Origin of the sequence: Burkholderia sp. LS-044, from assembly GCF_004803625.1 — a bacterium.
GTDB classification, from domain to species: domain Bacteria; phylum Pseudomonadota; class Gammaproteobacteria; order Burkholderiales; family Burkholderiaceae; genus Burkholderia; species Burkholderia cepacia.
In genome coordinates this window covers 303,562-326,994 of sequence record NZ_SSWO01000005.1, presented here as the reverse complement: position 1 = coordinate 326,994, position 23,433 = coordinate 303,562, and the positions used below count along the sequence as shown (strand labels likewise).

Annotated in this window: 19 protein-coding genes; 13 read left to right on the top strand and 6 right to left on the bottom strand. The window is 67.8% G+C overall.

Going from position 1 to position 23,433, the window contains the following annotated elements:
* Positions 1 to 62 precede the first annotated feature (62 nt).
* On the top strand, positions 63 to 494 hold the full coding sequence (locus tag E9536_RS15755; RefSeq protein ID WP_136470138.1) for a nuclear transport factor 2 family protein: 432 nt from the start codon (positions 63 to 65) through the stop codon (positions 492 to 494).
* Positions 491 to 1,903 (top strand): MFS transporter, encoded by a 1,413-nt coding sequence (locus E9536_RS15750; RefSeq protein WP_247873455.1) that lies wholly within the window; start codon positions 491 to 493, stop codon positions 1,901 to 1,903. The genes E9536_RS15755 and E9536_RS15750 overlap by 4 nt, the downstream gene beginning before the upstream one ends.
* 192 nt (positions 1,904 to 2,095) lie before the next feature.
* Here the strand turns inward: E9536_RS15750 and E9536_RS15745 are convergent, their stop codons facing one another.
* Together E9536_RS15745 and E9536_RS15740 are read right to left on the bottom strand one after the other, a co-directional pair.
* Positions 2,096 to 2,716: a hemolysin III family protein gene (locus E9536_RS15745; RefSeq protein ID WP_021158676.1), complete on the bottom strand. Its 621-nt coding sequence runs from the start codon at positions 2,714 to 2,716 to the stop codon at positions 2,096 to 2,098.
* Positions 2,717 to 2,919: 203 nt separating this feature from the next.
* Positions 2,920 to 3,306 (bottom strand): helix-turn-helix transcriptional regulator, encoded by a 387-nt coding sequence (locus tag E9536_RS15740; protein ID WP_088611426.1) that lies wholly within the window; start codon positions 3,304 to 3,306, stop codon positions 2,920 to 2,922.
* 78 nt (positions 3,307 to 3,384) lie between these two features.
* Between E9536_RS15740 and E9536_RS15735 the strand changes: the two genes are divergently transcribed.
* Positions 3,385 to 4,596 carry an MFS transporter gene (locus E9536_RS15735; protein ID WP_348772155.1) on the top strand — a complete coding sequence of 404 codons (1,212 nt, stop codon included), beginning with the start codon at positions 3,385 to 3,387 and terminating at the stop codon, positions 4,594 to 4,596.
* Positions 4,597 to 4,713: 117 nt separating this feature from the next.
* Here E9536_RS15735 and E9536_RS15730 read toward each other — a convergent pair whose 3' ends face one another.
* From E9536_RS15730 to E9536_RS15720, 3 genes are all read right to left on the bottom strand, one after another.
* Positions 4,714 to 4,920, bottom strand: a complete 207-nt coding sequence (locus tag E9536_RS15730; RefSeq protein WP_006480280.1) for a YbdD/YjiX family protein — start codon at positions 4,918 to 4,920, stop codon at positions 4,714 to 4,716.
* A 12-nt stretch (positions 4,921 to 4,932) separates the two neighbouring features.
* Positions 4,933 to 7,011, bottom strand: a complete 2,079-nt coding sequence (locus tag E9536_RS15725) for a carbon starvation CstA family protein (protein WP_039349522.1) — start codon at positions 7,009 to 7,011, stop codon at positions 4,933 to 4,935.
* 386 nt (positions 7,012 to 7,397) lie between these two features.
* Entirely contained in the window at positions 7,398 to 9,644 is a 2,247-nt protein-coding gene (locus E9536_RS15720; RefSeq protein ID WP_247873454.1) for a carbohydrate-binding protein, read from the bottom strand.
* A 292-nt stretch (positions 9,645 to 9,936) separates the two neighbouring features.
* Between E9536_RS15720 and E9536_RS15715 the strand changes: the two genes are divergently transcribed.
* Positions 9,937 to 12,249: an ATP-binding protein gene (locus tag E9536_RS15715; protein ID WP_124918125.1), complete on the top strand. Its 2,313-nt coding sequence runs from the start codon at positions 9,937 to 9,939 to the stop codon at positions 12,247 to 12,249.
* A gap of 139 nt (positions 12,250 to 12,388) precedes the next feature.
* Here E9536_RS15715 and E9536_RS15710 read toward each other — a convergent pair whose 3' ends face one another.
* A complete protein-coding gene (locus E9536_RS15710; RefSeq protein WP_282186914.1) occupies positions 12,389 to 15,292 on the bottom strand; it encodes a glycosyl hydrolase family 18 protein in 2,904 nt (967 codons plus the stop codon).
* A 304-nt stretch (positions 15,293 to 15,596) separates the two neighbouring features.
* Here E9536_RS15710 and gbpA point away from each other — a divergent pair, with 304 nt between their 5' ends.
* The 9 genes from gbpA to E9536_RS15665 all read left to right on the top strand — a co-directional run bounded on the left by gbpA (position 15,597) and on the right by E9536_RS15665 (position 23,421).
* The gene (gbpA, locus tag E9536_RS15705) at positions 15,597 to 17,057 is read left to right on the top strand and encodes an N-acetylglucosamine-binding protein GbpA (RefSeq protein WP_136470135.1); all 1,461 of its coding nucleotides are present in this window, start codon (positions 15,597 to 15,599) and stop codon (positions 17,055 to 17,057) included.
* A gap of 270 nt (positions 17,058 to 17,327) precedes the next feature.
* Positions 17,328 to 17,768: a type II secretion system major pseudopilin GspG gene (gene gspG, locus E9536_RS15700; RefSeq protein ID WP_027790298.1), complete on the top strand. Its 441-nt coding sequence runs from the start codon at positions 17,328 to 17,330 to the stop codon at positions 17,766 to 17,768.
* Positions 17,743 to 18,252 (top strand): lytic transglycosylase domain-containing protein, encoded by a 510-nt coding sequence (locus E9536_RS15695; protein ID WP_027790297.1) that lies wholly within the window; start codon positions 17,743 to 17,745, stop codon positions 18,250 to 18,252. The genes gspG and E9536_RS15695 overlap by 26 nt, the downstream gene beginning before the upstream one ends.
* A 2-nt stretch (positions 18,253 to 18,254) precedes the next feature.
* Positions 18,255 to 19,436, top strand: coding sequence for a type II secretion system F family protein (locus E9536_RS15690; RefSeq protein ID WP_136470134.1), 1,182 nt, complete (start codon positions 18,255 to 18,257; stop codon positions 19,434 to 19,436).
* Between the two features lie 54 nt (positions 19,437 to 19,490).
* Entirely contained in the window at positions 19,491 to 21,125 is a 1,635-nt protein-coding gene (locus E9536_RS15685; RefSeq protein ID WP_136470133.1) for a GspE/PulE family protein, read from the top strand.
* Complete coding sequence (locus E9536_RS42075; RefSeq protein WP_247873452.1) at positions 21,106 to 21,876, top strand: hypothetical protein; 771 nt, start codon at positions 21,106 to 21,108, stop codon at positions 21,874 to 21,876. The genes E9536_RS15685 and E9536_RS42075 overlap by 20 nt, the downstream gene beginning before the upstream one ends.
* Positions 21,873 to 22,403, top strand: coding sequence for a hypothetical protein (locus tag E9536_RS15675; RefSeq protein ID WP_027790293.1), 531 nt, complete (start codon positions 21,873 to 21,875; stop codon positions 22,401 to 22,403). Before E9536_RS42075 ends, E9536_RS15675 begins: the two co-directional genes overlap by 4 nt.
* Positions 22,400 to 22,954 carry a hypothetical protein gene (locus E9536_RS15670; protein WP_136470132.1) on the top strand — a complete coding sequence of 185 codons (555 nt, stop codon included), beginning with the start codon at positions 22,400 to 22,402 and terminating at the stop codon, positions 22,952 to 22,954. Before E9536_RS15675 ends, E9536_RS15670 begins: the two co-directional genes overlap by 4 nt.
* Positions 22,951 to 23,421: a hypothetical protein gene (locus E9536_RS15665; RefSeq protein WP_060194122.1), complete on the top strand. Its 471-nt coding sequence runs from the start codon at positions 22,951 to 22,953 to the stop codon at positions 23,419 to 23,421. Before E9536_RS15670 ends, E9536_RS15665 begins: the two co-directional genes overlap by 4 nt.
* The last annotated feature ends 12 nt before the right edge of the window (positions 23,422 to 23,433 follow it).

The window sequence follows — 23,433 nt, the reverse complement described above, 5'->3', positions numbered from 1 at the left end:
AAACGTCCCGCGACGGCGCGCTCATACAGTGGGTTCCGTTATCGACACTTCCGGAACCCGCCATGACACACCCCGATGCCGATGCCTGGCACATTTACGAAGGCTGGCACGCGGCCGTCGTCGCACGCGACGTCGATGCGCTGATGGCGCTGTATACCGACGACGCGGTGCTCGAAACGCCGCTGATCGTCGTCACGCTGCCCGATCACGGCTCAGGCGTGCTGCACGGCAAGGCCGCGATCAGCGCGTTCTTCGCGGCCGGCCTGCGCAATCCGGGCAACCGGCTCGGGCGCTGGTACCGCACCGGGTCGTTCTTCTCGAACGGCCGCCAGCTCACGTGGGAATATCCGCGCGCGACGCCGGAAGGCGATCAGGTCGATCTCGTCGAAGTGATGGACCTGCGCGACGGGCTGATCGCGCATCATCGCGTGTACTGGGGATGGGTCGGCTTTCTCGCGCTGCGGGCCGCCGCGCCGGCACCCGACCACGCATGACGGCCGCCGCGCCGAACCGGGCCGCGGCCCGCCGCGTGCTCGCCGCGACCTGCGTGAGCTACACGCTCGTGCTGCTCGACGCATCCATCGTCAACGTCGCGCTCACCGATATCGCCCACACGTTCGGCAGCCGCATAGCCGGCCTGCAGTGGATCGTGAATGCGTACACGCTCGCGTTCGCGAGCCTGCTGATGACGGGCGGCACGCTCGGCGACCGGCTGGGCGATCGCACCGTCTATGTCGCGGGGCTCGCGATCTTCGTCGCCGCATCCGCGCTATGCGGCATCGCGCCGAGCCTCCCGGCGCTCGCGATCGCCCGGGCGCTGCAAGGCGTCGGCAGCGCGATGCTGGTGCCCTGCTCGCTCGCGCTGCTCAACCGCGCGTTCCCCGAGCCGGCCGCGCGCGCATCGGCAATCAGCCTGTGGATGGGCTGCGGCGGCATCGCGATGGCGTCGGGCCCGCTGATCGGCGGCCTGCTGATCCACCTGTCCGGGTGGCGCAGCCTCTTCTTCGTGAACCTGCCGCTCGGGCTTGCCGGCATCTGGCTCGCCCGCACGGTCACGCGCGCCGTCGGCGACGCGTCGCGACATTTCGACTGGGGCGGCCAGGCCGCGGCCATCGTCGCGATCGCCACGCTGATCGGCACGCTGATCGAAGGCCCGTCGCTCGGCTGGCGCTCGGCGCCGATCGTCGGCGGCGCGGCGACGAGCGCCGTCGCGTGGATCGCGTTCATCGCGATCGAAGCGCGGCGCCGCGAACCGATGCTGCCGCTCGCGTTCTTCCGCAACCGGCTGTTCGCCGGATCGACGTTCGTGTCGATGGCATCGGCGTTCGTGTTCTACGGCTTGCTGTTCGTCCTCAGCCTGTTCTATCGGCAGATCCGCGGCGCGAGCCCGCTCGACACCGGGCTCGCGTTCCTGCCGATGACGGCGATGGTCGCGCTCGGCGGACTGTGCTCGGGCAGGCTCGTGGCACGCTTCGGTGCGCGCGGCTCGATGTGCGCCGCGTTCGCGCTCTACGCGGCCGGCGCGCTCGGCATGACGGGCATCGGTGCGGCGACACCGGCATGGCTCGCCGTCGCGCCGATGCTCGCGATCGGCTTTGCATCGGGATTCGTCTCGCCGGCCGCGACGTCGCCGGCACTCGGGACGGTCGACCGCCGCCGCGCGGGCGTGGCGGCGGCCGCGCTGAACGCGGCGCGGCAGAGCGGGTCGGCGCTCGGTGTCGCGATCTTCGGCGCGTGCATCGCGACCGTGCAGCCGTTTCAGGTGGCGATGCGGGTGGCGTTGCTGGCTGCCGTGGCAATATCCGCGTCTGCGATGCCGATGTGGTGGATCGCGACAAGGACAGGCAAAGCGCCGAAAGTCGGCGCTCACACGGCCGGGATTCGTGTCGCGGAAGGCGAGTAGTTCACTCGCCCGACGCGACAGCGTGTCACGACGAACAGCGCCGCGCGCCGGCGGATCTTCCTGGGCGCGCCCCCGGATTCATCGCGATACGTCGACTTCCGCGTTGCGAACACGACGACCTCGAGTGCCGGTGCGATCGCCGATCAGCAAGCGGTCGATTCGGCGCCGGCGGCGGCTGGCGCCGCCTTCCGCTCACGCAACGTACATCGCGACACTGACGAACTGGCACAGGCTGCCGGCCAGCACGAACAGATGCCAGATGCCGTGCCCGTGGCGGATGCGTTCGTCGTTGATGAAGAAGTAGATGCCCGCGCTGTAGATGAGGCCGCCGGCCACGAGCCACGCGGTGCCGACCGGCGGCAGCGCGTGAATCAGCGGACGTACCGCGACGAGCGCGAGCCAGCCCATCGCCACGTACAGGATCATCGACAGCATGCGCGTGCGCCGCCCGAGCGTCAGTTCCTGGACGATGCCGAACACGGCCAGCCCCCAGCTCACGCCGAACAGCGACCAGCCCCACGGGCCGCGCAGCGTGACCAGCGTGAACGGCGTATAGCTGCCGGCAATCAGCAGGTAGATCGCCGAGTGGTCGCACTTCTGCAGGATGGCTTTCAGGCGCGGGCTACGCACGCTGTGATACAGCGTCGAGATCGCGTAGAGCACGCAGAGCATCGCGCCGTACACGCTGAAGCTCACCACCTTGTAGGCGTCGCCTTCGAGCGCGCCCATCGTCACCAGTGTTACCAGCCCTGCCACCGATAGCACCGCGCCGACGAGATGGGTAATGCTGTTGAAACGCTCACCGGCGTGCACGACGGGCTCCTCCTGTGCGGGTTCATCGGGGTGAATGGTTCACATGATACCGGCCGGGAAACGAAGCCGGGTTGCAGGCAGATCAAACCCGGCACTCGGACGGCTCCGCGGCGCAGCGCGCCCGGCGCGTCACGCTCGCCGCCGCTTGGCGAACCGGCGCGTCCCGCCGGGCGGCTCATCCACCATCCACCCTCCACCCGCCGTCAACCGTCGCTGTCTGCCGGCGGCGCCCACTCGGCCACGAGCTTCAGCAGGCCGGGAAAGCGCAGATCGAGATCTTCCGTGCGCACGCGGCTGCGCCGCTCGAGCCCGTATTGACGCTGGCGCAGCACGCCCGCGTCGCGCAACGCCTTGAAGTGATGGGTGAGCGACGATTTCGGGCGATCGAAGCCGAACCAGCCGCAAGGATGGTCGTAAGCCTCGGATTCCAGCATCAGTTTCCGCACGATCGTCAGTCGCAACGGATCGGCCAGCGCGCCAAGAATGGTTTCGAGCCGCAGCTCGGCGACGTCCGGCTCCGGCAGCGGATCGGGCAAATCCGCAGGCGCCGGCGCGAGGCCGGCCGCCCGTTCAGGGTGGGTGCGTTTCATGTCGGCAAGCATATCACTCTGTACGAGTTTTTTCGAACTAAGCTATAGTTCGAAAAAACTCGTACAAGGAGTGCGTTCATGTCCGACACCGCCGTCCCCCAATCGCGACCCGCGGGCTCGCGTTCCGTGCCCCGCATGGCACACGCCGCCTGGATGGTCACTGCCGTGTTCATGCTGTCCAACTCGCCGACGCCGCTGTACGTGTCCTGGCAGCGCGCACTCGGTTTCTCGTCCGGCACGCTGACCGTCATCTTCGCGCTCTACATCGCCGGCCTGCTGGGTACGCTGCTCGTCGCCGGCCAGCTTTCGGACCGTTACGGGCGCAAGCCGGTCCTGCTGCCCGGCCTCGCCGCGGCGCTGATCGCGTGCGCGTTGTTCGCGACCGCGTCGTCCGTCGCCCTGCTCGCGGTCGCCCGCTTGCTGACGGGCATCGCGGTCGGCGTGATCGTGTCGGCGGGCATGGCGTCGGTGATCGATCTCGCGGGCACCGAGCGGCGCAAGGCCGCGCTGCTCGCGTCGGTCGCCATGGTGCTCGGCGCGGGGCTCGGGCCGTTGCTCGCCGGGATTGCCGCGCAAACCGCCGCGCATCCGGTCGCCCTCGTGTTCGGCGTCGAGTTCGTGATCCTGCTAAGCGCGTTGGCCGTCGCCCTGCGGCTGCCGCGCAACCGGCCCGCGCAGGCGCCAGGCGACGCGCCGCCGCTACGTCTGCCGTCCGTGCCGGTTCACAACCGGCGCCATGTCGCCGGCGGTGTCGCCGTGTTCGGGCCGGGCATCACCGCGACCTCCTTCGTGCTTGCGTTGGGCCCGTCGTTGCTGGCACGCCTGCTTCACGTGCGCAGCCCGCTGCTCGCGGGCGGAATGGCCTGCGCGATGTTCATCGCCGCTACCGGTGTCCAGTTCGTCGCGCGGCGCGGATCGATCCGTACGACGTTCGTTGCCGGCACGGTCGCCACCACGCTGTCGATGGTGATGCTGTGCATCGCCGTGCATGCGTCGTCGGCCGCCGTCCTCGTCGCGGCGGCGCTCTTCGCGGGCGCGGGACAAGGACTCGGGCAGCTCGGTGGCCTGACGCTGATCGGCCTGCACGTATCGGACGCGCGGCGCGCCGAGGCGAACGCCGTCATGAACATCGGCGGCTACCTTCCGGCGGGACTGATGCCCGTGATGACCGGGTACGCGATCGATCGCGTCGGCTTCACGGCAGGCGCGACCGGTTTCGCCGTCGCCTTGACGCTGATCGCGCTCGCCGCGGGGGCCGCCGCGGTGCTTGCGCTCCGTCACGACGACTGACGGCCGCACGCGACGGCATGCGTTGCACGAGCCGGTCGCCTTGCGTCGGCATGAAAAAAGGCGTCATGGCTCTCACGCCATGACGCCTTTTTCGTTCTTCCCTGCCGTTTCAACCGCTCAGCAGCACTTTCCCGCCCCCGACCCGTACCGCGCATTCTGACGCTCGCGGAAGAATTCCTCGTACGTCATCGGCTCGCGGTCCGGATGGGTCTCGCGCATGTGCGCGACGTAGGTGTCGTAGTCGGGCAGGCCGACCATCAGCCGCAACGCCTGCCCGAGGTAACGCCCCGCGCTGCGCAGGTCGCTGCCAAGATCGCTGAACATCGCGGCCTCCCCTTAACGTCCGCTGCCGAGCGCCTGCGCGGCCGGCATCGCTTCGTACGGCGTCTCGCGCACGGTCGGCTTCGACTCGCGGCGCGCGCGCAGCACGGCGATCACGCCGTACACCGCGATCGCCACGACGACGAAGATGAACAGCCCGGCCAGCGCCGCATCGATGTAGTCGTTGAAGATGATCCGCTTCATCTGCGCGATCGACTTCGCCGGCGCGAGCACCTTGCCTTCGTCCACCGCGGCCTGCAGCTTCGCGGCGTGCGCGAGGAAGCTGACCTTCGGGTTCGCGTCGAAAATCTTCTGCCAGCCGGCGGTCAGCGTGCAGATCAGCAACCACGCAGTCGGCACGATCGTCACCCACGCATAGCGCTCGCGCTTCATCTTGAACAGCACGACGGTGCCGAGCACCAGCGCGATCGCGGCCAGCATCTGGTTCGAGATGCCGAACAGCGGCCAAAGCGTGTTGATGCCGCCGAGCGGATCGACCACGCCCTGGTACAGGAAGTAGCCCCACGCGGCCACGCACAGCGCGGTGGCGACCAGGTTCGCGGGCAGCGACTCGGTGCGCTTGAGCGCCGGGTGGAACGTGCCGAGCAGGTCCTGCAGCATGAAGCGGCCCGCGCGCGTGCCGGCGTCGACGGCCGTCAGGATGAACAGCGCCTCGAACAGGATCGCGAAGTGATACCAGAACGCCATCATCGCTTCGCCGCCGATCACCTGGTGCAGGATGTGCGCCATGCCGACGGCCAGCGTCGGCGCGCCGCCCGCGCGCGCGATGATCGTCGTTTCGCCGACGGCCTTCGCGGTCTGCGTCAGCATGTCCGGCGTCAGCACGAAGCCCCACTGCGTGACCGTGTTGGCCACCGCTTCCGGCGTCGAGCCGAGCACGGCCGCCGGTGCGTTCATCGCGAAGTAGATGCCCGGCTCGATCACGCACGCGGCAACCAGCGCCATGATCGCGACGAACGATTCCATCAGCATCGCGCCGTAACCGATGAAGCGCGCGTTGGTTTCGTTGTCGATCAGCTTCGGCGTCGTGCCCGACGAGATCAGCGCATGGAAGCCCGACACGGCGCCGCACGCGATCGTGATGAACAGGAACGGGAACAGGTTGCCCGACCACACCGGGCCCGTGCCGTCGACGAACTTCGTCAGCGCGGGCATCTTCAGTTCCGGCGCGACGACGAGGATGCCGATCGCGAGGCCGAGGATCGTGCCGATCTTCAGGAACGTCGACAGGTAGTCGCGCGGCGCGAGCAGCAGCCACACCGGCAGCACCGATGCGACGAAGCCGTAGCCGATCAGGATCCACGTGAGCTGCGTGCCGGTGAACGTGAACCACGCGGCGAGCGTCGGCGAATCGTGCACGTGCTGGCCGAACGCGATCGACGCCATCAGCAGCACGAAGCCGATGATCGACACTTCGCCGATGCGGCCCGGACGGATGTAGCGCGTGTAGACGCCCATGAACAGCGCGATCGGAATCGTCGCGGCGACGGTGAACGTGCCCCACGGCGAATTGGTCAGCGCCTTCACGACGATCAGCGCGAGCACCGCGAGGATGATCACCATGATCAGGAACGCGCCGAACAGCGCGATCACGCCGGGCACCGTGCCGAGCTCCATCTTGACGAGATCGCCGAGCGAACGGCCGTCGCGGCGCGTCGAGATGAACAGCACGATGAAGTCCTGCACCGCGCCGGCGAACACCACGCCGGCCAGGATCCACAGCATGCCGGGCGTGTAGCCCATCTGCGCGGCGAGCACGGGCCCGACGAGCGGGCCGGCGCCGGCGATCGCGGCGAAGTGATGGCCGAACAGCACGTACTTGTTGGTCGGCACGTAGTCGAGGCCGTCGTTGTACTTGACGGCCGGCGTCATCCGCAGCCCGTCGAGCTGCATGACCTTGCTGGCGATGAAACGGCTGTAGAAGCGATACGCGATCAGATACACGCAGACTGCGGCGATCACGATCCAGAGGGCACTGACGCGCTCGCCGTGTGCGAGTGCGATCGTGCCGAACGCGAACGCGCCGAGCAGCGCGACCGCAATCCAGAGCAGGGTACTGGAAGCCCGATTCATGGCGTCTCCTGGTCTCCAATGTGTTTTTGAGTGGATGCGGCGAGGCGCCGAACCCGCGTGACGTCGATGCGTCGTGCCGCGGTCTCGCAAAGGCCGCGGCGATGGGCCGTAGTATTCCGTGTGACCGGGGAGGCTTACAAGCGGTTAACTACGTACGCGGAGCTACGTAGAATTACGTAGAACTGCGTTCCGGCCGAACCGTGCGTGGGACTGCGGCAGGCATTGATCGCTGCGCCCGGTTTGCTGCCCAAGGGCGAGGAAACCGGCACCTCGCCGTGCGCAACGGTGCCGCGAGCAGGCGCGCCACCGTGCCGATGCCGGTATTCCGGCCATCGCGCGCGGCGACCAGACGGGTGCTTCGCCGCCCGTCCGGCGCGCGCCCTCGATCATTTGACCTTGCACTGCGCATGCATGTTGGCCACCCCGAATTCGCGCCACGGGCCCCATTCGCCGCCCTGGCCGGGCACGTCGCCCAGCACCCACCAGCCGTTCATCCAGCGCTTGCCGGCGTAAGCGACCTTCTGGCAAGGGGCGGCGTAGGTCCGCTTCGGATCCCATGACTCGACCGCCTCGCCGGCATCGGCCTGGACCGTCACACGGTGCGTGGCCACGGACTGGCGGTTCAGCGCATCGGTCACCGTCACGCGGAAGTCATATCCGCGCTCGCTCCCGGCCTTTGGCGCGACGAAGCTCGCCGTCGCCCCCTGCTGGCTGAGCTGCACGCCGGGCGGGCTCGTCCACGCGTACGACAGGCCCTTCCCGGTCGATTGCGCGCTCGACAACGTGACGCGTTCGCCGCCCACGGCCCGTGTCGGACCGGCGATCGACGCGCCCGGCGGCGCAATCGCCTCCTGCGCCTTCACCTTGAGCACGTGCGTCGTGCCGGCCGCATACCCGTTGCCGTTGATCACGGTCAGCCCGAACGCGTACTCGCGATCCCGGTCGGCCGGCGGGACGACCACGCTCGCACGGCTGCCGTTCTGCTCCAGCGCGACGCCGGCCGGCGCGCTCCACCGGTATCGCAGGCGATCGCCGACCGATGCGTCGCCGGACAACGTGACCGTTGTGTTCGCATCGGCTTGCGCGGGCCCCGTGATGGCGGCCTCCGGCAGCAGCACGCCGTCGTTCTTCACGGTGACCACGGCGCCGTCCGGCCCGACCGAGTTCACCGTGACGATCTTGCCGGACAGCGTGTCGTGCAGCGCGTGACCCGGCATCAGCGGGGCATCCTTCATGCCGCCGGCGCTGCCGGGCGTCGTATCCACCAGCGTATTCTTCAGCGAGCTGCCCTGATACCGGACGGTCCTCACGATCACGCCGTTGACGAACGGATCGTCCGCCTTCCAGTCGTCGAAACCGCGCAGCGGCTGCCGGAATTCGAGCCACAGCTGCGTGCCGTCGCTGCGCGCGATGCGATAGCCTTTCGCACCCGCCTGGTCGCCGAACAGCGGCATCAGCCTGTAGGTGCCGGACTCGCGAATTTCCGGCACCTGGGCTTGATCGAGCCAGCCGGAGAACAGCTGGTAGCTGCCGGGATAAAGGCGACGGCCGCCGCCGCCGACGGTGTCGGACGGATCGTCGACCTTGCCCGTGCGGCACGCGGCACCCACCTGCACCGTGCCGCCGACGGTCGGGCAGTCGATCAGCGAATCGGGGTGGGACGCGCCGAGCGAATGACCGAATTCGTGTGTCCACATCCAGTATCCGTGGCCATTGCCGTTCGACAGGATCCAGTTGCCCGGCTGTGCCGCCAGCCCCGCCCAGCCGCAGCTGCCGAGCTTCGAGAAATCGACGAGCAGGTAGTCGAATCGCGCCGGATCGGTACCCTGCGCCAGCGCGGCCTTGCGGGCCGAGTCGAGCAACGCACCCGAGCTGCAGGTCGCCGGGCGGGCGCCCAGGTCGACGTCGCCGAGCACGGTCCCGCCCAGCGTGGCCTTGCCGTGGGACGCCACTTCGATATAGCGGCGCAGCGACGAATAGTCGTCGCCGTCGCCGAACACGGCCTTGCGGATGATCCCGGGATCGTTCGCCGCGGCGTTGCCGAAGTGCGCGGTCAATGCCAGCGCCGTCTTGTTGCCCACCAGCGGGCGCTGCGGCGGCGCAAACGTCGCCGCCGACACCCACGCCGCCGATGCCTCGCCGCGGGCGAACTGCATCGCGACGCCCTGGCTCCCGGCCCGGATCGCGAGCACTTCGTCTCGCCCCGTCGAGATCCGGTGCGCGTTCAGCATGCCAAGACGGCCGGCCGGCCCCGTCTCGAAGCGCCACTGGGACATCTTCGCGTCGCCGCCGGCGCACGCGTCGATCGACACGCCGCCCATGCCGGTATTGCCGGCCCGGGTGCGCAGGCACATGTCCTGGCCGCGTGCCTGCGTGGCCCCGGCATTGCGGATCTGGTAATACCCCGCGCCCGGCACGAACGCCCAGTCCTGCGCGGCGGTGCCGTCGCAGGCCGCGACGACGGGATCGGCGCTGCCCGGCTGCCACGCGAGGCATTGCTCGACACCGTCCTGGTAGTGCTTGATCGGCGCGTACGCGGGAGCGGCGGATGCGCCGGACGGTACCAGGATGGCCGCGACGGCCGCGGACAGCGCGGTCAGTGCGAAGGCATGGCTGAGGTTCTTCACGATCATGGAATGGCAAGGCGCAAACGGCGCGAATGGAAAGGAATCCGCATTGTTGCGACGCCCCGCTCCCCGCTCAAACATCCTCAACCCATTCTCAACGCGCCGCCCGGCGCCGCCGGTTTCGTTCCGGAGCGATTTCGCCCCGCCGCCTGCTCCCGAACGGCGCAAACAACGCTAGACTCTCCCGACGGGAAAACCCGCATGGCGCGAACCGGCAAGCATCGTTTGCCCGGGGCGCCCGGCGCTGCAGCATCCCGGTCGACATCCAACAACATCTTGTTCGAGGAAACGCCGCCCTATGCTCGACAGGCTCCGCCAGGTTCCGGGAATCGCAGCGTCGGCACGCCCGTCCACATGGCTGCTGCTGACCGGCGTCGCCGCGCTTGCGGCACTGAGCTGCACTGCCGCCGTCGAGACGCTTCTCTCGCCCGTGGATCGACTCTACTGGCACGCCGTTTCATCCGGCATCGATCGCGGGCCGCGCGACAAGGTCGCGGTGATCATGGTCGACAAGAAGACGCTCGCCGAACTGGGCGGCAGCGGGAGCTACACGCGCACGGCCTATGCGGGGGTGCTGGATCGCGTCGCCGGCGCGTCGAGCGTCGTCCTCGACATGACGATGATCTCGCCGGCGCAGGACGACGGGGTGCTGGCGGCCGCGATCGCGAGGCACGGCCGCGTGGTCTTGCCCGCCCAGATGTCGCCGGTTCACGACCGGGCCGATACCGTGATCCTGCCGGCGCGGTCGCTGCGGGAGGCGGCCGCGGCGATCGGCCAGCGCAGCATCGTGCTGGGCAGCGACCATCTGGTGCAGGGCATCGTGCCCTATGTCAAAAGCAGCAGCGGCGACGAAATTCCCCATGTCGGCCTGCAGGCGATCCGCGTCGCCAACGTGCCGCTGCCGGACAGCGACGTGCGTCGCCACGTGCAGCCGCATGTCACCCGGATGGGAAGAGTCGAAGACGGCACGATCCTGCTGGGCCTTCCGTTGCGCTTCGACCTCGCGAGCTACTCGTTCGTCGACGTGCTGAAGGGCCGCGTGCCCGCGTCGGCATGGCGCGACCGCATCGTGTTCATCGGCGACGGGATGTCCGAGATGACGGGCGTGTTCTATCTGTCGACGAGAAGCGGCGGAAGGGTGAAGCGTGTCGAGGTCGATGCGCTCGCCACCGAAGCGTTGCTCGACGGGCACCTGATGCGGCGCGTGCCGGCCGGGATCCAGCTGGTCGTCAGCATGGCGGTCGCGATCGGCATGCTGCTGATCTGCTTGCTCGTGCCGGGCCGACGCATGTACGGATTCGCGCTGGCGTGGCTGGCTGCCTACGTCGCCGGCGAAACGGCGCTGCTCGTGTACGGTGCATACTGGACACCGGTCGGGCCGTCGCTTGCCGTGTGCGTGACGATCTTCGCCGTCTGCGGCTGGCGGCGCGCAGGCAGCCTGCGCGCCGCGCTGATGAAGGAATACCGCGGGTTGCGCGGGCTGGCGGGCCGGCACACGTTCGCGGGCCTTGCGCAAACGGGCGACGCCGACGATGCGGCGCCGACGGACGACGACGTCGCGCAGGCGATGTCGCGCATCCGCGAATGGCAGTCGACCTACGTCGACGTGATCCATACGCTGCCTTATCCCATCTTCGTCGAACAGGACGGCAGCCTGCTGATGTGCAACGAACGCGGCAACGCGATGCTGAAATCGATCGACGTCGACAGCGATGCGGCCGCCCGGCAGGTGATCGGCATCGCCTACGACAAAATCCTCGCCGCGAAGAAAACCGGGCGGATCCACTCGGCCGAACTCACGCTGAACGCGCGCACGCACATGATGATGGTGACGCCGTTCGGCGACGGCGATCGTCATCGCTCCACGGCCAGCATGATCTGCCTCGTCGACATCCACAACATCACGGCGGCGGTCGAAAGCGACCGCATGACACTGCGCCACATGGCGCACGATCTTCGCAATCCGCTCTCGACCGTGCTGTCGCTGCTCGAGCAGCACAGCGCCGCCGACGGTTCGACCGATCCCGATTTCCTCGCGGACCTGCACAAGCTCGTCGACTACAGCCTGCGCGTCGCGCAGGATTTCACCCAGCTCTCGCGCGCGGAGCATCTCGACCAGGGCGCCTACATACCGGTGTCCGCGAGCGACCTGGCGATGGAAGCGGTCGATCAGGTCTGGCACAGTGCGGGCGCGAAGCGGATTCGCGTCGACGGGCCGCATGAAGACGGCGACGAAGCGTTCGTGCTCGGCAATCGCGACATGCTGCTCCGCGCGCTGACCAACCTGCTCGACAACGCGATCAAGTATTCGGACGAAGGCACGGTCGTCGACGTATGGATCACCTCCGACGAGCGCCACGTCTCCATCGCAGTGGCGGACAACGGCATCGGCATCCCGGCCGAGGCGATGCCGCGGCTGTTCGAGCCGTTCTTCCAGGTGGACGGCACGTATCGCGATGCAAGCGGCGGCGTCGGGCTCGGGCTGCCGTTCGTCAAGACGGTCGTCGAGCGCCACGGCGGATCGATCGACGTGACGTCCGCGCCACGGCAAGGCAGCCGCTTCACCGTGCACTTGCCGATGACCCGCGCGGGCACGGACGACGCCGCATAGCGGCCCGGCGGCCGCCGGAAACAAAAAACCCCCGCACGAGGCGAGGGCCGGGCCGGCATCGGTCGATGCCGGTTCGAGGATACGGGTTCGACGCCGGCCCGGGCATGCAGCGCGGGCCGGCGTAACCGGGGAGCGGGCGTCAGTCCTTGTGTTCCTCCCAGGCCTGATCCCACGCGGTGCCCTTGCCGGGCTCGTAGGCCCAGGCAGCCATCGAGCACCAGTTGGTGTACGGGAACGGCTTGCAACGGTACAGCTTGCCGTTGTTCGACACGATGTCGCCGGCGCCGTACTTGGTGCCTTCCTTGTACTGCGGATGGTTGCCGCCGCTTTCGCCGCCGCCGTTGCCGCCGTTGCCGCCGTTGCCGCCATTGCCGCCATTGCCGCCGTTACCGCCGCCTTCACCGTTGCCGAAGATCGTCCACGCATCGCTCCACGCGAAGCCCTTGCCCGGTTCGTAGGCCGCCGGCGCACCCGAGCACCAGCCGCTGTACGGGAACGGCTTGCACTGGTACAGCTTGCCCAGGTTCGACACGACGTCGCCGGCCTTGTACTGCGTCCCGGCCTTGTAGGCCGGGTACTGGCCGCCTTCGCCACCGCCGCCGTTGCCGCCACCACCGTTGCCGCCGCCCCCATTGCCGCCGCCCGTCTCCGTCGCCTTCACGAGTACCGTGTGCTGAGCGGTGGACGACAGCTTGCCGTCGCCGACCTTGACCGAGAACGTGAACGACTGGTCCTTCGCAAGCTTCGGCGCGGTGAAGCGCAGCGTCGCGCCGGAAGGCTGCACGTCGATGCCGGACGGAGCCGTCCACTGGAACGTCAGTTTGTCGCCGTCCGGATCGGTCGATTTCTCGGCCGACAGGGCCACGGCCTGACCGCCTTCCGCCTGCGCCGGGCCGCTGAGTCGCGCGACCGGCGGACGGTTTTCGGCCGGCGGCGGCTCGACCGACGCTTCGGCCTGCGCGGTCACGACGACCTGCGCGGCACTCTTCAGCCCGGCCGGGTCGGTCACCGTCACGCGGAACGTGTAGCGGGTGTCCTGCTTGACCGCCGGCACGTCGACCGTCGCCTTCGCACTGTCCGGACTGCCGATCTTCAGCGGATCGCCGCCGATCTGTTCCCACTTGAAGGTCAGCTTGTCGCCGTCGGGATCGCGCGACTTCGACGCGTCGAGCGTCACCGTCTGCGGCCCGGTGACCGTCATGGCCGTCCCCGCGTTCGCGATCGGCGGACGATTCTCCACGCCGCTTCCGCCGTCGCCGTGGCCGAGACCTTCGTGCATCGCGTTCAGGATGTCGCCGTTGTCCGCGTCGATTTCCCACGAGAACATGCCGCCGAGCTGCTGCTTGCGCACGTAGTCGCCCTTGGCGTTCACCGAGCGCGGATCGTCGAACGTGAGGAGTTCGCCGGTGCTCTTGTTGAACACGTACGGCGCCTCGGCCGTCTGGTCGTAGTGGTACTCGTAGCCGTTGATGCCCGCGTTGTTCGGGCCGATCATCTCCGCCTTGAGCTTCTTGTAGTCGAGAATGCCGGCTTCCCACTGCCCCTTGTGCGGCCCCTTCGCGGTGCCGGTGAACGGATTGCCGTCGGTATAGCCCGATACGCCGTTCCAGCCGCGGGCGTATGCCGCCGCGCCGACGACGAGCTTCTTCGGATCGACGCCCTGCGCAAGCAGCGCCTTGATCGAGTTGTCGGTCGTGTACTTGGTGTCCGGTCGCCATGCGGGCGCGTGCAGTGCCGTCTGGTGACCCAGCTCCGTCAGGCTGAACGCACCGTAGTAGTCGTACGTCATGTCGAAGATGTAGTCCATGTACTTCGTGGCTTCCTTGTAGTTCACCACGTCGATCTTGTCCTTGCCCGCGCCGATCGCCGACGTCAGCTCGTAGGTCTTGCCGGTGTCCGCCGACACGCGGTCGAGCATCTGCCGCAGTTCCTTCATCAGCGTCACATACAGCGCGCCGTCCGTCTGCGGATTGCCGATCGCGCCGTTCGCGCCCTTGCCGCCCGGGAATTCCCAGTCGATGTCGACGCCGTCGAAGAACTTCCAGGTGCGCAGCAACTGCTCGGTCGAATCGACGAACACCTTGCGCTTGGCCGGGTCGTGCAGCTGGAAGAACGGATCGGACAGCGTCCAGCCGCCGATCGACGGCAGGATCTTGAGGTCGGGATTGCGTTTCTTCGCGGCCATCATCTGGCCAAGCACGCCCTTGAGCTTCGAGTTCGCGGTCTGTCCGGGCAGCGTCATGCCCATCTCGCCCCACGTATCGTGGATCGCCACGCTGAAGTCGGGCAGCCCCGCGCACGTCTGCTGCAGTGCGCGGAACGAATTCGGCACGTCGCGCGCGAGCGACGCGTTGATGTTCGCTCCGCCGCAGATCGGCACGAAGCCATACAGCATGTGCGTGAGGTTCTCGACCGGCACGTTGTCGACGTTGAACTTGCGGTCGTAGACCGACCACGTCGCGAAGTAGGTGCCGACCACCGAGCCGGACGTGTTCTTGAAACGCTTGTGCGCCTTGCTCGCGTTGTCGGGCAGCGTATCGGCCAGTTCCGGAATCGTGTCGAACACGACCACGTCGATCGGCGCGCTGTCCGTCGACGCGCCGTTCGCGTCGATCACCCGGACCTGCATCTTCTTCACGCCCGGCGTCTTGACGTTGGCGATGACGGTGCCGCTCTGGGTGCCGCCGGGCGTCAGCTTGAGTTCCGACGCGGCATCGACCGCGCCGTCGACCACCGCGACCGCCTTCACGGCCGTTCCGTTGCTCCAGATGTCGAACGGCAGCGGCACGTCGACCTTCTTGTTGAGCTTGACGAGGTCCTTGTAGGGCGCGCTGCCCGCTCTCTGCAGATCGATCTCGACGAAACCGTGCGGCTTCGACGTGATTTCGTATTGCTTGAGACTGGGCTTGCCGGGGGCGGCGAACGCGGCGTTCGCGAAACACAGCGCGCTGGCCGTGGCGATCGTCGCGAATGCAAGCGTCTGGGTGCGGCCGGATGCAACGCCGATACGCGACGGATTGAGGTTGAGTTTATTCAGGCGCAATTTGATCGTCATCCTTGAGAAATTGAAAGAGTGTCTGAATCGACCGTTGCATTGTTTTTTCCCCGCCGCCCCGCGCCAATCAATCTCAAGGATGTCTCAAGAAATGCCGGTTTTTCGGAAACCGGCAGCCGGATTCTTGATGAATCGTTCAGGAAGATTCCCGTCCCCGCCGCGCTCGCGGAAACTGCAACCCGTGTCGCATCCCACCCGATGCACGACGCGCAAACGCCGGGCACCGTGCCGGCTTCGATCAACCGCTCTTTCGAAAGCAGTACCGACAGATACGATCCATCTCCTACACACCATGAACAAACACACCGCGAGCCGAACGCTCTTCAAACTTTCGCCGCTGGTCGCATGCGCATCCATGTTCTTCGCGCAACATGCGTTCGCGCACGGCTACCTCTCCGATCCGCCGTCGCGCAACCTGATGTGCAGCTCGAAGCAGGGCCCGGCGCAAAACTTCAACTGCGGCTCGGTCACATGGGAGCCGCAAAGCGTCGAAGGCAAGCAGGGCTTCCCTCAGGCCGGTGCGCCCGACGGACAGATCGCAAGCGGCGGCGTCGTGCAGTTCAGCGAACTGAACGAGCAATCCGTCGACCGCTGGAAAACCAACGACATCAAGCCGGGCGCGCAGCAGTTCAAGTGGACGTTCACCGCGCCGCACGTGACGAAGAACTTCAAGTACTACCTGACGAAGCAGGGCTGGAACCCGAACCTGCCGCTGACGCGCGACCAGTTCGACCTGACGCCGTTCTGCACGGTCGACGGCGGCATGCAGAAGGCCGACGCGATCGGGCCGCACAACTGCACGATTCCGTCGGACCGCACCGGCCATCACGTGATGCTGAGCACGTGGCACGTCGGCGACACGGCCGGCATGTTCTACAACGTGGCCGACCTCAACATCAAGGCGGACGGCGGCCCGACCGACCCGGGCAAGCCGAGCTGGTCGTCCGTCGGCACCATCGCGCCGACCGTCGACCTGAAGGCCGGCGACAAGGTCATGAACCGCGTGTTCAAGTCGGGCGGCGAAGTACCGTCGATGAAGACGACCGTCACGATCGGCACGGCCGAACAGGGCGAACGCAACATGTGGCCGATGCTGCTCGCGAAGGAAATCAACCGCGTGCAGTCGGCCAGCCTGCTGGCAGGCATCGAGCGCGACGGGCGCATCGAGCCGGGGCTGGGCGCGAACAACGTGTTCGCCAAGAGCGGCAGCGGCATCGTGCGCACGGAGACGACGGTCGAGAAGAAGCCGGAATCGGGCATCGACGAAGGTTTCAGCGTCACGAGCAACCCGGAATTCAAGATCGAGAACGGCAAGGCCACCGCGAAGTTCTTCCTGAAGTTCAATCACGCGAAGGACACCAGCGTCACGATGAAGGTGTACGACGCGGCCAATTCGCTGGTCGGCTCGAAGTCGGCAACGATGCGGATGCAGGGCGACCTGGGCGTCGACATCGCGAATGCGAAGGCCGGCGCGCACACGGCCGTGGCGACGTCGCAGATCGAAGGCGGCACGCTGAAGCAGGAAACCGTCACGTTCAAGCTGACCGGCGGCACGGGCGGCGGCGAAGGCGCGCAGTGCCAGGCCGCGTGGAAGCAGGGCACGGCCTATACGGGCGGCGCGAAGGTGCAGCACAACGGCCGCACCTACGAGGCGCGCTGGTGGACCCAGAACGACGTGCCGGGCTCGCCCGCGACGACCGGCGCCGATCACACCGGCAAGGTCTGGAAGGATCTCGGCGCATGCAGCAAGTAAGGATTCCCGTATGAATCCCGCGAGCCGCGCGCCAAAGGCGTGCGGCTCGCCCGTCCTCGACGGGTGCATGCGCGGCGTGTTTCGAAGTTTGTTGAGACATCCTTCATGAAAATTGCGGCGCCTGCATCGCGTTTGCAAAATGACGTTATCAAACGGCGCCCGGGCCCGAACAAGCCCCCTTCCCCACAGCGCGCCATTCATCAGTCGTCCGCAATACGACGACACTCCGACCCGCGAATCGCGTCGGAACTTAAACCGAGGGCATACAACGTGAAATCGAACTATCCGAAATGGACGAAGAAGCGAGGCCAGCGTGGCTTCACCTTGCTCGAATTGCTGGTCGTGCTGCTGATCATCGCGCTGCTGGCAGGCTATGTCGGCCCGAAACTCTTTTCGCAGGTCGACAAGGCGAAGGTCCGCTCGACCGAATCGCAGATGAAGACGCTCGGCGACGCGGTCACGCAGTTCAGGCTCGACACGGGCCGCTATCCGAGCGCCGACGAAGGGCTCGATGCGCTGGTCAAGCAGCCGCAGAACACCGACGGGTGGAACGGCCCCTATCTCGCGAAGGCCGTGCCGAAGGACGGCTGGGGCCGGGCCTATCAGTGGAACGTGCCGGGCCGAGACGGCGAGGCGGAGATCGTGTCGCTCGGTCGGGACGGTCGTGTCGGAGGGAGCGGCAACGATGCGGACCTCGTCTACGGCATGTAAGGGCCTGCGTCGCTGGACCGTCGCGGCGGCGATCGCCGTCTGCGCGTCCGGCGCCGCAGCCAAGGATTGCTTTACCCAGGCAGGCGAGCGGCACGGTATCGATCCGCTCCTGCTCGTCGCGATCGCGAAAGTGGAATCGTCGCTGAATCCTCGCGCGATCAATTACAACCGCAACGGCACCTACGACATCGGGCTGATGCAGATCAACAGCTCGCACCTGCCGCGATTGATCAAGACAGGCGTCACGCACGGGCGCCTGATCAACGAGCCCTGTACGTCGATCGACACCGGCGCGTCGATTCTCGCCGGCTTCATCGAACGGCACGGCTACACATGGAATGCCGTCGGCGCCTACAACGCCGGATCGTCGGCGAAGCGCGAACCGGTGCGCAAATCGTATGCGACCAAGGTCTGGCGCGAGTACCAGACGCTGACCAGCAATCGCGTCGCCAGCTCGGCGTTGCTCGACGAATGGCGGAGGTAGCCATGCAATCGTTTCAGGTTCGGGTGCTTGCCGACGGCAAGGTCGCCCTGCAGACGATCGAAGCAGCGAGCGAAGCGGACGTGCGGGCCCGGATCGCGGCGCAAGGCGGTGTCGCGCTCGACATTCGCCGCGCACGCCTCGCCAGACGCAAGCGCGCACCGAAATTTGCGCTCGCGCTGTTCCTCCAGGAACTGTCGACGCTGCTCGATGCGGGCCTCGTGCTGATCGAAGCGCTCGAGGCGCTGCGCGACAAGAACGATGCCGGCAAGGCGTCGAAGCAGGTGATCGACCGGATCCTGTCGGTGATGTACCAAGGGCAGCCGTTATCCGCGGCGCTTGCGCGACAGCCCGACGTCTTTCCGGGGCTGCTCGTCGCGACGATCGCGTCGTCGGAAGACAGCGGCCAGTTGCCCGCCGTACTGAAGCGCTACCAGCAATACGAAGTGCGGATCGAGCAGATCCGCAAGCGGGTCACCGGCGCGCTGATTTATCCGGCGGTCGTGATCGGCGTCGGCATCGCGATCCTGCTGTTTATGGCCTTTTTCGTGATTCCGCGTTTCGCGGTGGTGTTCGAGTCGCTGACCACGCTGCCGCCGACCGCGCAGGTGATGCTCTGGTGGGCGACCCTGTTGCGCGAGAACGGCGCGGCGGTCGGCATGGCGGTCGCCGCGGCGGCCGTCGGCGCGGGGCTGGCGGTGCGCTCGGCCGCCGCGAAGCGCGCGGCGCAGCGGCTGATGTGGCGGGCGCCGAAGGTGCGCGACGTTTGTGCGCTGTTCGCCCTGACCCGGTTCTATCGAACCGTCGGACTCCTGATCGCGGGCGGCACGCCCGTGATCGACGCGCTGGAATTGTCCGGCAAGGTGCTGCCCGCGCATTTCGGGACGCGCCTCGCGGCCGCGCTGACCGAGTTGCGTGCCGGACGATCGGTATCGACCGTCTTCGCGGCCCATGCACTGACGACCTCCGTCGCCGAGCGGCTGCTTCGCGTCGGCGAACAGAGCGGCGACCTGGGCGGAATGTGCGAGCACATCGCGCAATTCCACGACGGCGCGCTCGACCGGTCGATCGAAATGATCAGCAAGGTTTTCGAACCGGTGCTGATGCTCGCGGTCGGCGCAACGGTCGGCGCGGTGGTTCTGCTGCTGTACATGCCGATCTTCGAATTGGCCGGCAGCGTCGGATAGCGGTCCCGGCCGGCCAGATGCCCGCCTTCCCGCTCCCCAACTGGAGAATTCAAGATGACTACGCAACACCTGATTCAACGCTGGCACGCGGAAAGCGAGGCGTCCGGCATCGGTTTCGCCGAGTATGTCAACGACCTGATGCGCGCCGACGCGACGCGTCTCGCCGAAGTGGCGGCCTGCCTCGGCATCGATCCGATCGACGCCGACACGCTGCGCGCCGCGCCGACGCATTTCGACCTGTTGCCGCTGCACGACGCGCTGGCGCTGCGCGCGCTGCCGATCAAGCGCAACGGTGCACCGTGCATCGTCGTCGCCGATCCGGTCGCGCGCAGCGTGCGCGACGAACTGCTCGCGCGCGTCGGCGCGCGGCCGGTCAGTCTCGCGATGAGCACCCCCGGCGAAGTCGAGCGCCTGCTCGGCGATCTCGAATCGAACGAACGCGCGATGGACGACGTGACGATCGACGCATCGGGCGACACGCTCGCGCGCGTGACCGAATCGATTTCGCTCGCCAGCATCGCCCGGGACGAAAGCCCGATCATCCGGCTGGTCAACTCGACGCTGTACGACGCGCTGCAGAGCCGCGCGAGCGACATTCACCTCGAATCGGCGGCGGACGGCCTGTCGATCCGCTACCGGATCGACGGCGTCCTGCAGTCGATCCGCCACATTCCCGGCATCGAAGTCGCCACGCAGACGATGTCGCGGCTCAAGGTGCTCGCGGCCCTCGACATCGCGGAAAAACGCGTGCCGCAGGACGGCCGCTTCAAGATCGTGATGCAGGGGCGCGAAATCGATTTCCGCGTCTCCATCATCCCCGGCACCTACGGCGAGAACGCGGTGATGCGCGTGCTCGACAAGTCGCAACGCGGCGACAGCGTGAGCCTCGACGTGCTCGGCTTCGACGCGTCGACCGCCCGCCGCGTGCGTGCGCTCGCCCATCGCCCCTACGGGCTCATGCTCGTGACGGGGCCGACCGGAAGCGGCAAGTCGACGACGCTTTATGCCGTGCTGTCGGAGGTGAACACGGGCGACGACAAGATCATCACGATCGAGGATCCGGTCGAATACGAGCTGAAGGGCGTGCTGCAGATTCCGGTCAACGAGCGCAAGGGCCTCACCTTCGCGCGCGGGCTGCGTTCGATCCTGCGGCACGATCCGGACACGGTGATGGTCGGCGAGATCCGCGACGAGGAAACCGCGTCGATCGCGGTGCAGTCGGCACTCACCGGCCACCGCGTGCTGTCGACCGTGCACGCGAACGACGGATTCAGCGTGATCGACCGCTTCATCTACATGGGCGTGGAACCGTCGACCTTTCTCGAGGCGCTCAACGGCGTCGTATCGCAGCGACTGGTGCGACGGATCTGCGCGACCTGCGGCGCTCCGGCGACGAGCGGCGCGGATCTGGCCGACGCGCCGCCCGACGTGCTTCGGCGCGAGGTGGCGCCCGGCGCCGGCTGCGACACGTGCCGCGGCACGGGCTATCACGGCCGGATCGGGCTTGCCGAAGTGCTTGCGCTGGATGCGCCGCTGAAGGCGGCCCTGCTCGAGCGCTCGATCGAGAAGCGCGCGCGCGCACTCGCGGAAAGCCCCGACTACCAGTCGATGCGCGATGCGGGGTTGGCGGCGGTGCGCGCACGAATGACGACATTCCAGGAGGTGCAGCGTGCAATCGCTCTGGAATGACGTCACCGTGCTGATCGACGCCGATACGCTGCACGTCCGGGCGCATGAAAGCCGGCGCGCACGGCGCACCGGTGCGCCGCTCGCCGTCGTCGCCCACGAGGGCCGGCCAGCCGACGCGCTCGTGCAGGTGCTCGCCGGCCTGCCGAAAGCGCGCCTGCCGATGCGCAACCGCCTCCACGTCGTCGTCGGGCATCCGTGGTCGCACGGTGTGGTGCTGCCCTGGCAGGAAGGCCTGGTGTCGGACGCCGCGTGGGATGCGTATGCCCGCATGCTGTTCGCCGCGCGCGCGCAGCGCGGCGCGTTGCGCATCCTCATCGAGGACGAACGGCGCGGCCGCGCGCGCCTTGCGGTCGCGGCCTGCGACGAACTCCTCGCGGCGCTCGTCGACGCGAGCCGCGCGGCCGGCTGGCGGCTCGCCAGCTTCCGCGACGCGCTGTCGGCGTCGCTCGCGTCGCACGCCGCGCGGCTGGTCGGCGACGATTTCCGCTTCGCGCTTCGCCAGCCGCACGTCGTGACGTGCATTTTCCGGCGTTCGGGCGAATGGGCCGACATCGTCACGTTGCCGCGCGCCGGCGACCGCCCCGACGACTGGTTCGCCGCGGCGGCGCTGATCGCCGGGCAGCCGGCCGGCGGCGACGCGCATGCCTGCCGGTTCGACGGTTCGATGTTCGCCGATGGCGACGCGGCGTGCGCGCCGGCGGATGGCCGCACGGCCGAACCGATGGATGTCGCGGCGGAGGATCCGGCATGAAGCGCCTGTCGGAACTGAACTTCGCCGCGCCGCGCACGCGCCTGACGCCGTGGGCCGGCATCGCGCTGTGCTGCGCGCTGGCTGCCGGGCTCTTCGCCGGCAGCGAATGGAACCGCGTCGAAGCACTGCGTGACGATGTCGAGCAGGTCGAGAAGCGCATCGAGCAACGTCAGCGCGTCATCGAGCGCGAACAGCGGCGGGAGAAGGCCAAGACGCCCGAGCAGCGGCGCATCGAGCGCGTGCTGGCCGAACAGACGATGACCGACAAGGGATCCGGCCTGTCGGTGATCGACTGGATCGAGCACGCCTGGACCCCACAGATCGCGCTGAAGTCGCTGACGGTGGACAAGGCGGGCCGCGAGGCGCGCATCGAAGGCGGTGCCGCGGAGCTGTCGCACGTCTACCTGTTCGTCGACCGCCTGCACGACCGCCATCCGGACCGCATGATCGGCCTGCTCCAGCATCGGATGAAGACCGAGGACGGCAAGGCCATTTTTCACTTCAGCCTGAGCATCGAACATCCATGACCCACCTGAATGCAATCGACAAAACGGCGCTTGCTGCGCGGTTGCGCTGGGGGCGCTATGTCGCGACCCGCAAGCTCGGCGTGCCCGGGCTGCTGGCGGCCGGCGCGGTCGTCGCCCTGCTCGGCCTGCACGCGCTTTATATCCAACCGGGCGGCGCGCGACTCGACGCGACGCGCGGCGCGCTCGCCAAGGATCTGGCCGCGCTGCCCAAGCCCGGCCCGAAGGCCGGCGGCGGCGGCATGACGCTGCACGACGTCCAGCAGCTGCGCAGCCGCGAGCAGGCGTATTCGCTGTTCGAGATCCTGTCGCAGAACGGCCTGGAACGGAAGCACGCGACCTACCGGCGCGAGGCCGAGGTGAAGGGCAAGCTGCGACGGCTCACGATCAGCATCGCGCTGAGCGGCAGCTACGCCGGATTGCGCGAAGCGATGCGGAAAATCGCCGACCAGCCGATGGTGCGTATCGAGAGCGTCACGATCGAGCGCGAAAAGATCGACAGCCCCGTCGTCAACGTCGATCTGCGGGTCAGCCTGCTGGGGCCCGACGCATGATGCGCCGCACCTTCATACGCGTCGCGGCGGCGCTGGCCGTTGCCGCCTCAGGCGGCAGCCTGGCGCACGAGTCCGTCGGCCAGCCGAGCATCGTCGACGTGTTCCCGGCCCAAAGCTGGGTGTCGCTCGGCGCGGAAGACGCGCCCCCCGCCACGCCCGACCCTGTCGAACCGCCCGCGGCGGAGCCGCCGGCGCTGAGCGATCCGATCGACGCCGCCGCCGCGCCGCCGATGCCGTTCGAGATTGCCGGCGAATGGCGCACGCAAGGGCAGCGCATCGTCGTGCTGGAAGGCGACGGCAAGACATTCCTGCTGTGCGGGCGCCGCTGCGGCGTCCGCGATGCCGTATTGCCGGGCGGCGAGATCGCCGACGGCTACCGGCTGAAAACGCTGGGCGAAACAGGTCCGGTCGTCATGACCCGAAACGGCTCGGACATCGAGCTGTCGCCGCCGTCGCCGACCCATTGAATTGCGAATCGA

Coding starts and splice junctions, on each gene's coding strand:
- E9536_RS15755 (WP_136470138.1), top strand. CDS start 63: ATGACACACCCCGATGCCGATGCCTGGCACATTTACGAAGGCTGGCAC.
- E9536_RS15750 (WP_247873455.1), top strand. CDS start 491: ATGACGGCCGCCGCGCCGAACCGGGCCGCGGCCCGCCGCGTGCTCGCC.
- E9536_RS15740 (WP_088611426.1), bottom strand. CDS start 3,306: ATGAAACGCACCCACCCTGAACGGGCGGCCGGCCTCGCGCCGGCGCCT.
- E9536_RS15735 (WP_348772155.1), top strand. CDS start 3,385: ATGTCCGACACCGCCGTCCCCCAATCGCGACCCGCGGGCTCGCGTTCC.
- E9536_RS15730 (WP_006480280.1), bottom strand. CDS start 4,920: ATGTTCAGCGATCTTGGCAGCGACCTGCGCAGCGCGGGGCGTTACCTC.
- E9536_RS15725 (WP_039349522.1), bottom strand. CDS start 7,011: ATGAATCGGGCTTCCAGTACCCTGCTCTGGATTGCGGTCGCGCTGCTC.
- E9536_RS15720 (WP_247873454.1), bottom strand. CDS start 9,644: ATGATCGTGAAGAACCTCAGCCATGCCTTCGCACTGACCGCGCTGTCC.
- E9536_RS15715 (WP_124918125.1), top strand. CDS start 9,937: ATGCTCGACAGGCTCCGCCAGGTTCCGGGAATCGCAGCGTCGGCACGC.
- gbpA (WP_136470135.1), top strand. CDS start 15,597: ATGAACAAACACACCGCGAGCCGAACGCTCTTCAAACTTTCGCCGCTG.
- E9536_RS15695 (WP_027790297.1), top strand. CDS start 17,743: ATGCGGACCTCGTCTACGGCATGTAAGGGCCTGCGTCGCTGGACCGTC.
- E9536_RS15690 (WP_136470134.1), top strand. CDS start 18,255: ATGCAATCGTTTCAGGTTCGGGTGCTTGCCGACGGCAAGGTCGCCCTG.
- E9536_RS15685 (WP_136470133.1), top strand. CDS start 19,491: ATGACTACGCAACACCTGATTCAACGCTGGCACGCGGAAAGCGAGGCG.
- E9536_RS15675 (WP_027790293.1), top strand. CDS start 21,873: ATGAAGCGCCTGTCGGAACTGAACTTCGCCGCGCCGCGCACGCGCCTG.
- E9536_RS15670 (WP_136470132.1), top strand. CDS start 22,400: ATGACCCACCTGAATGCAATCGACAAAACGGCGCTTGCTGCGCGGTTG.
- E9536_RS15665 (WP_060194122.1), top strand. CDS start 22,951: ATGATGCGCCGCACCTTCATACGCGTCGCGGCGGCGCTGGCCGTTGCC.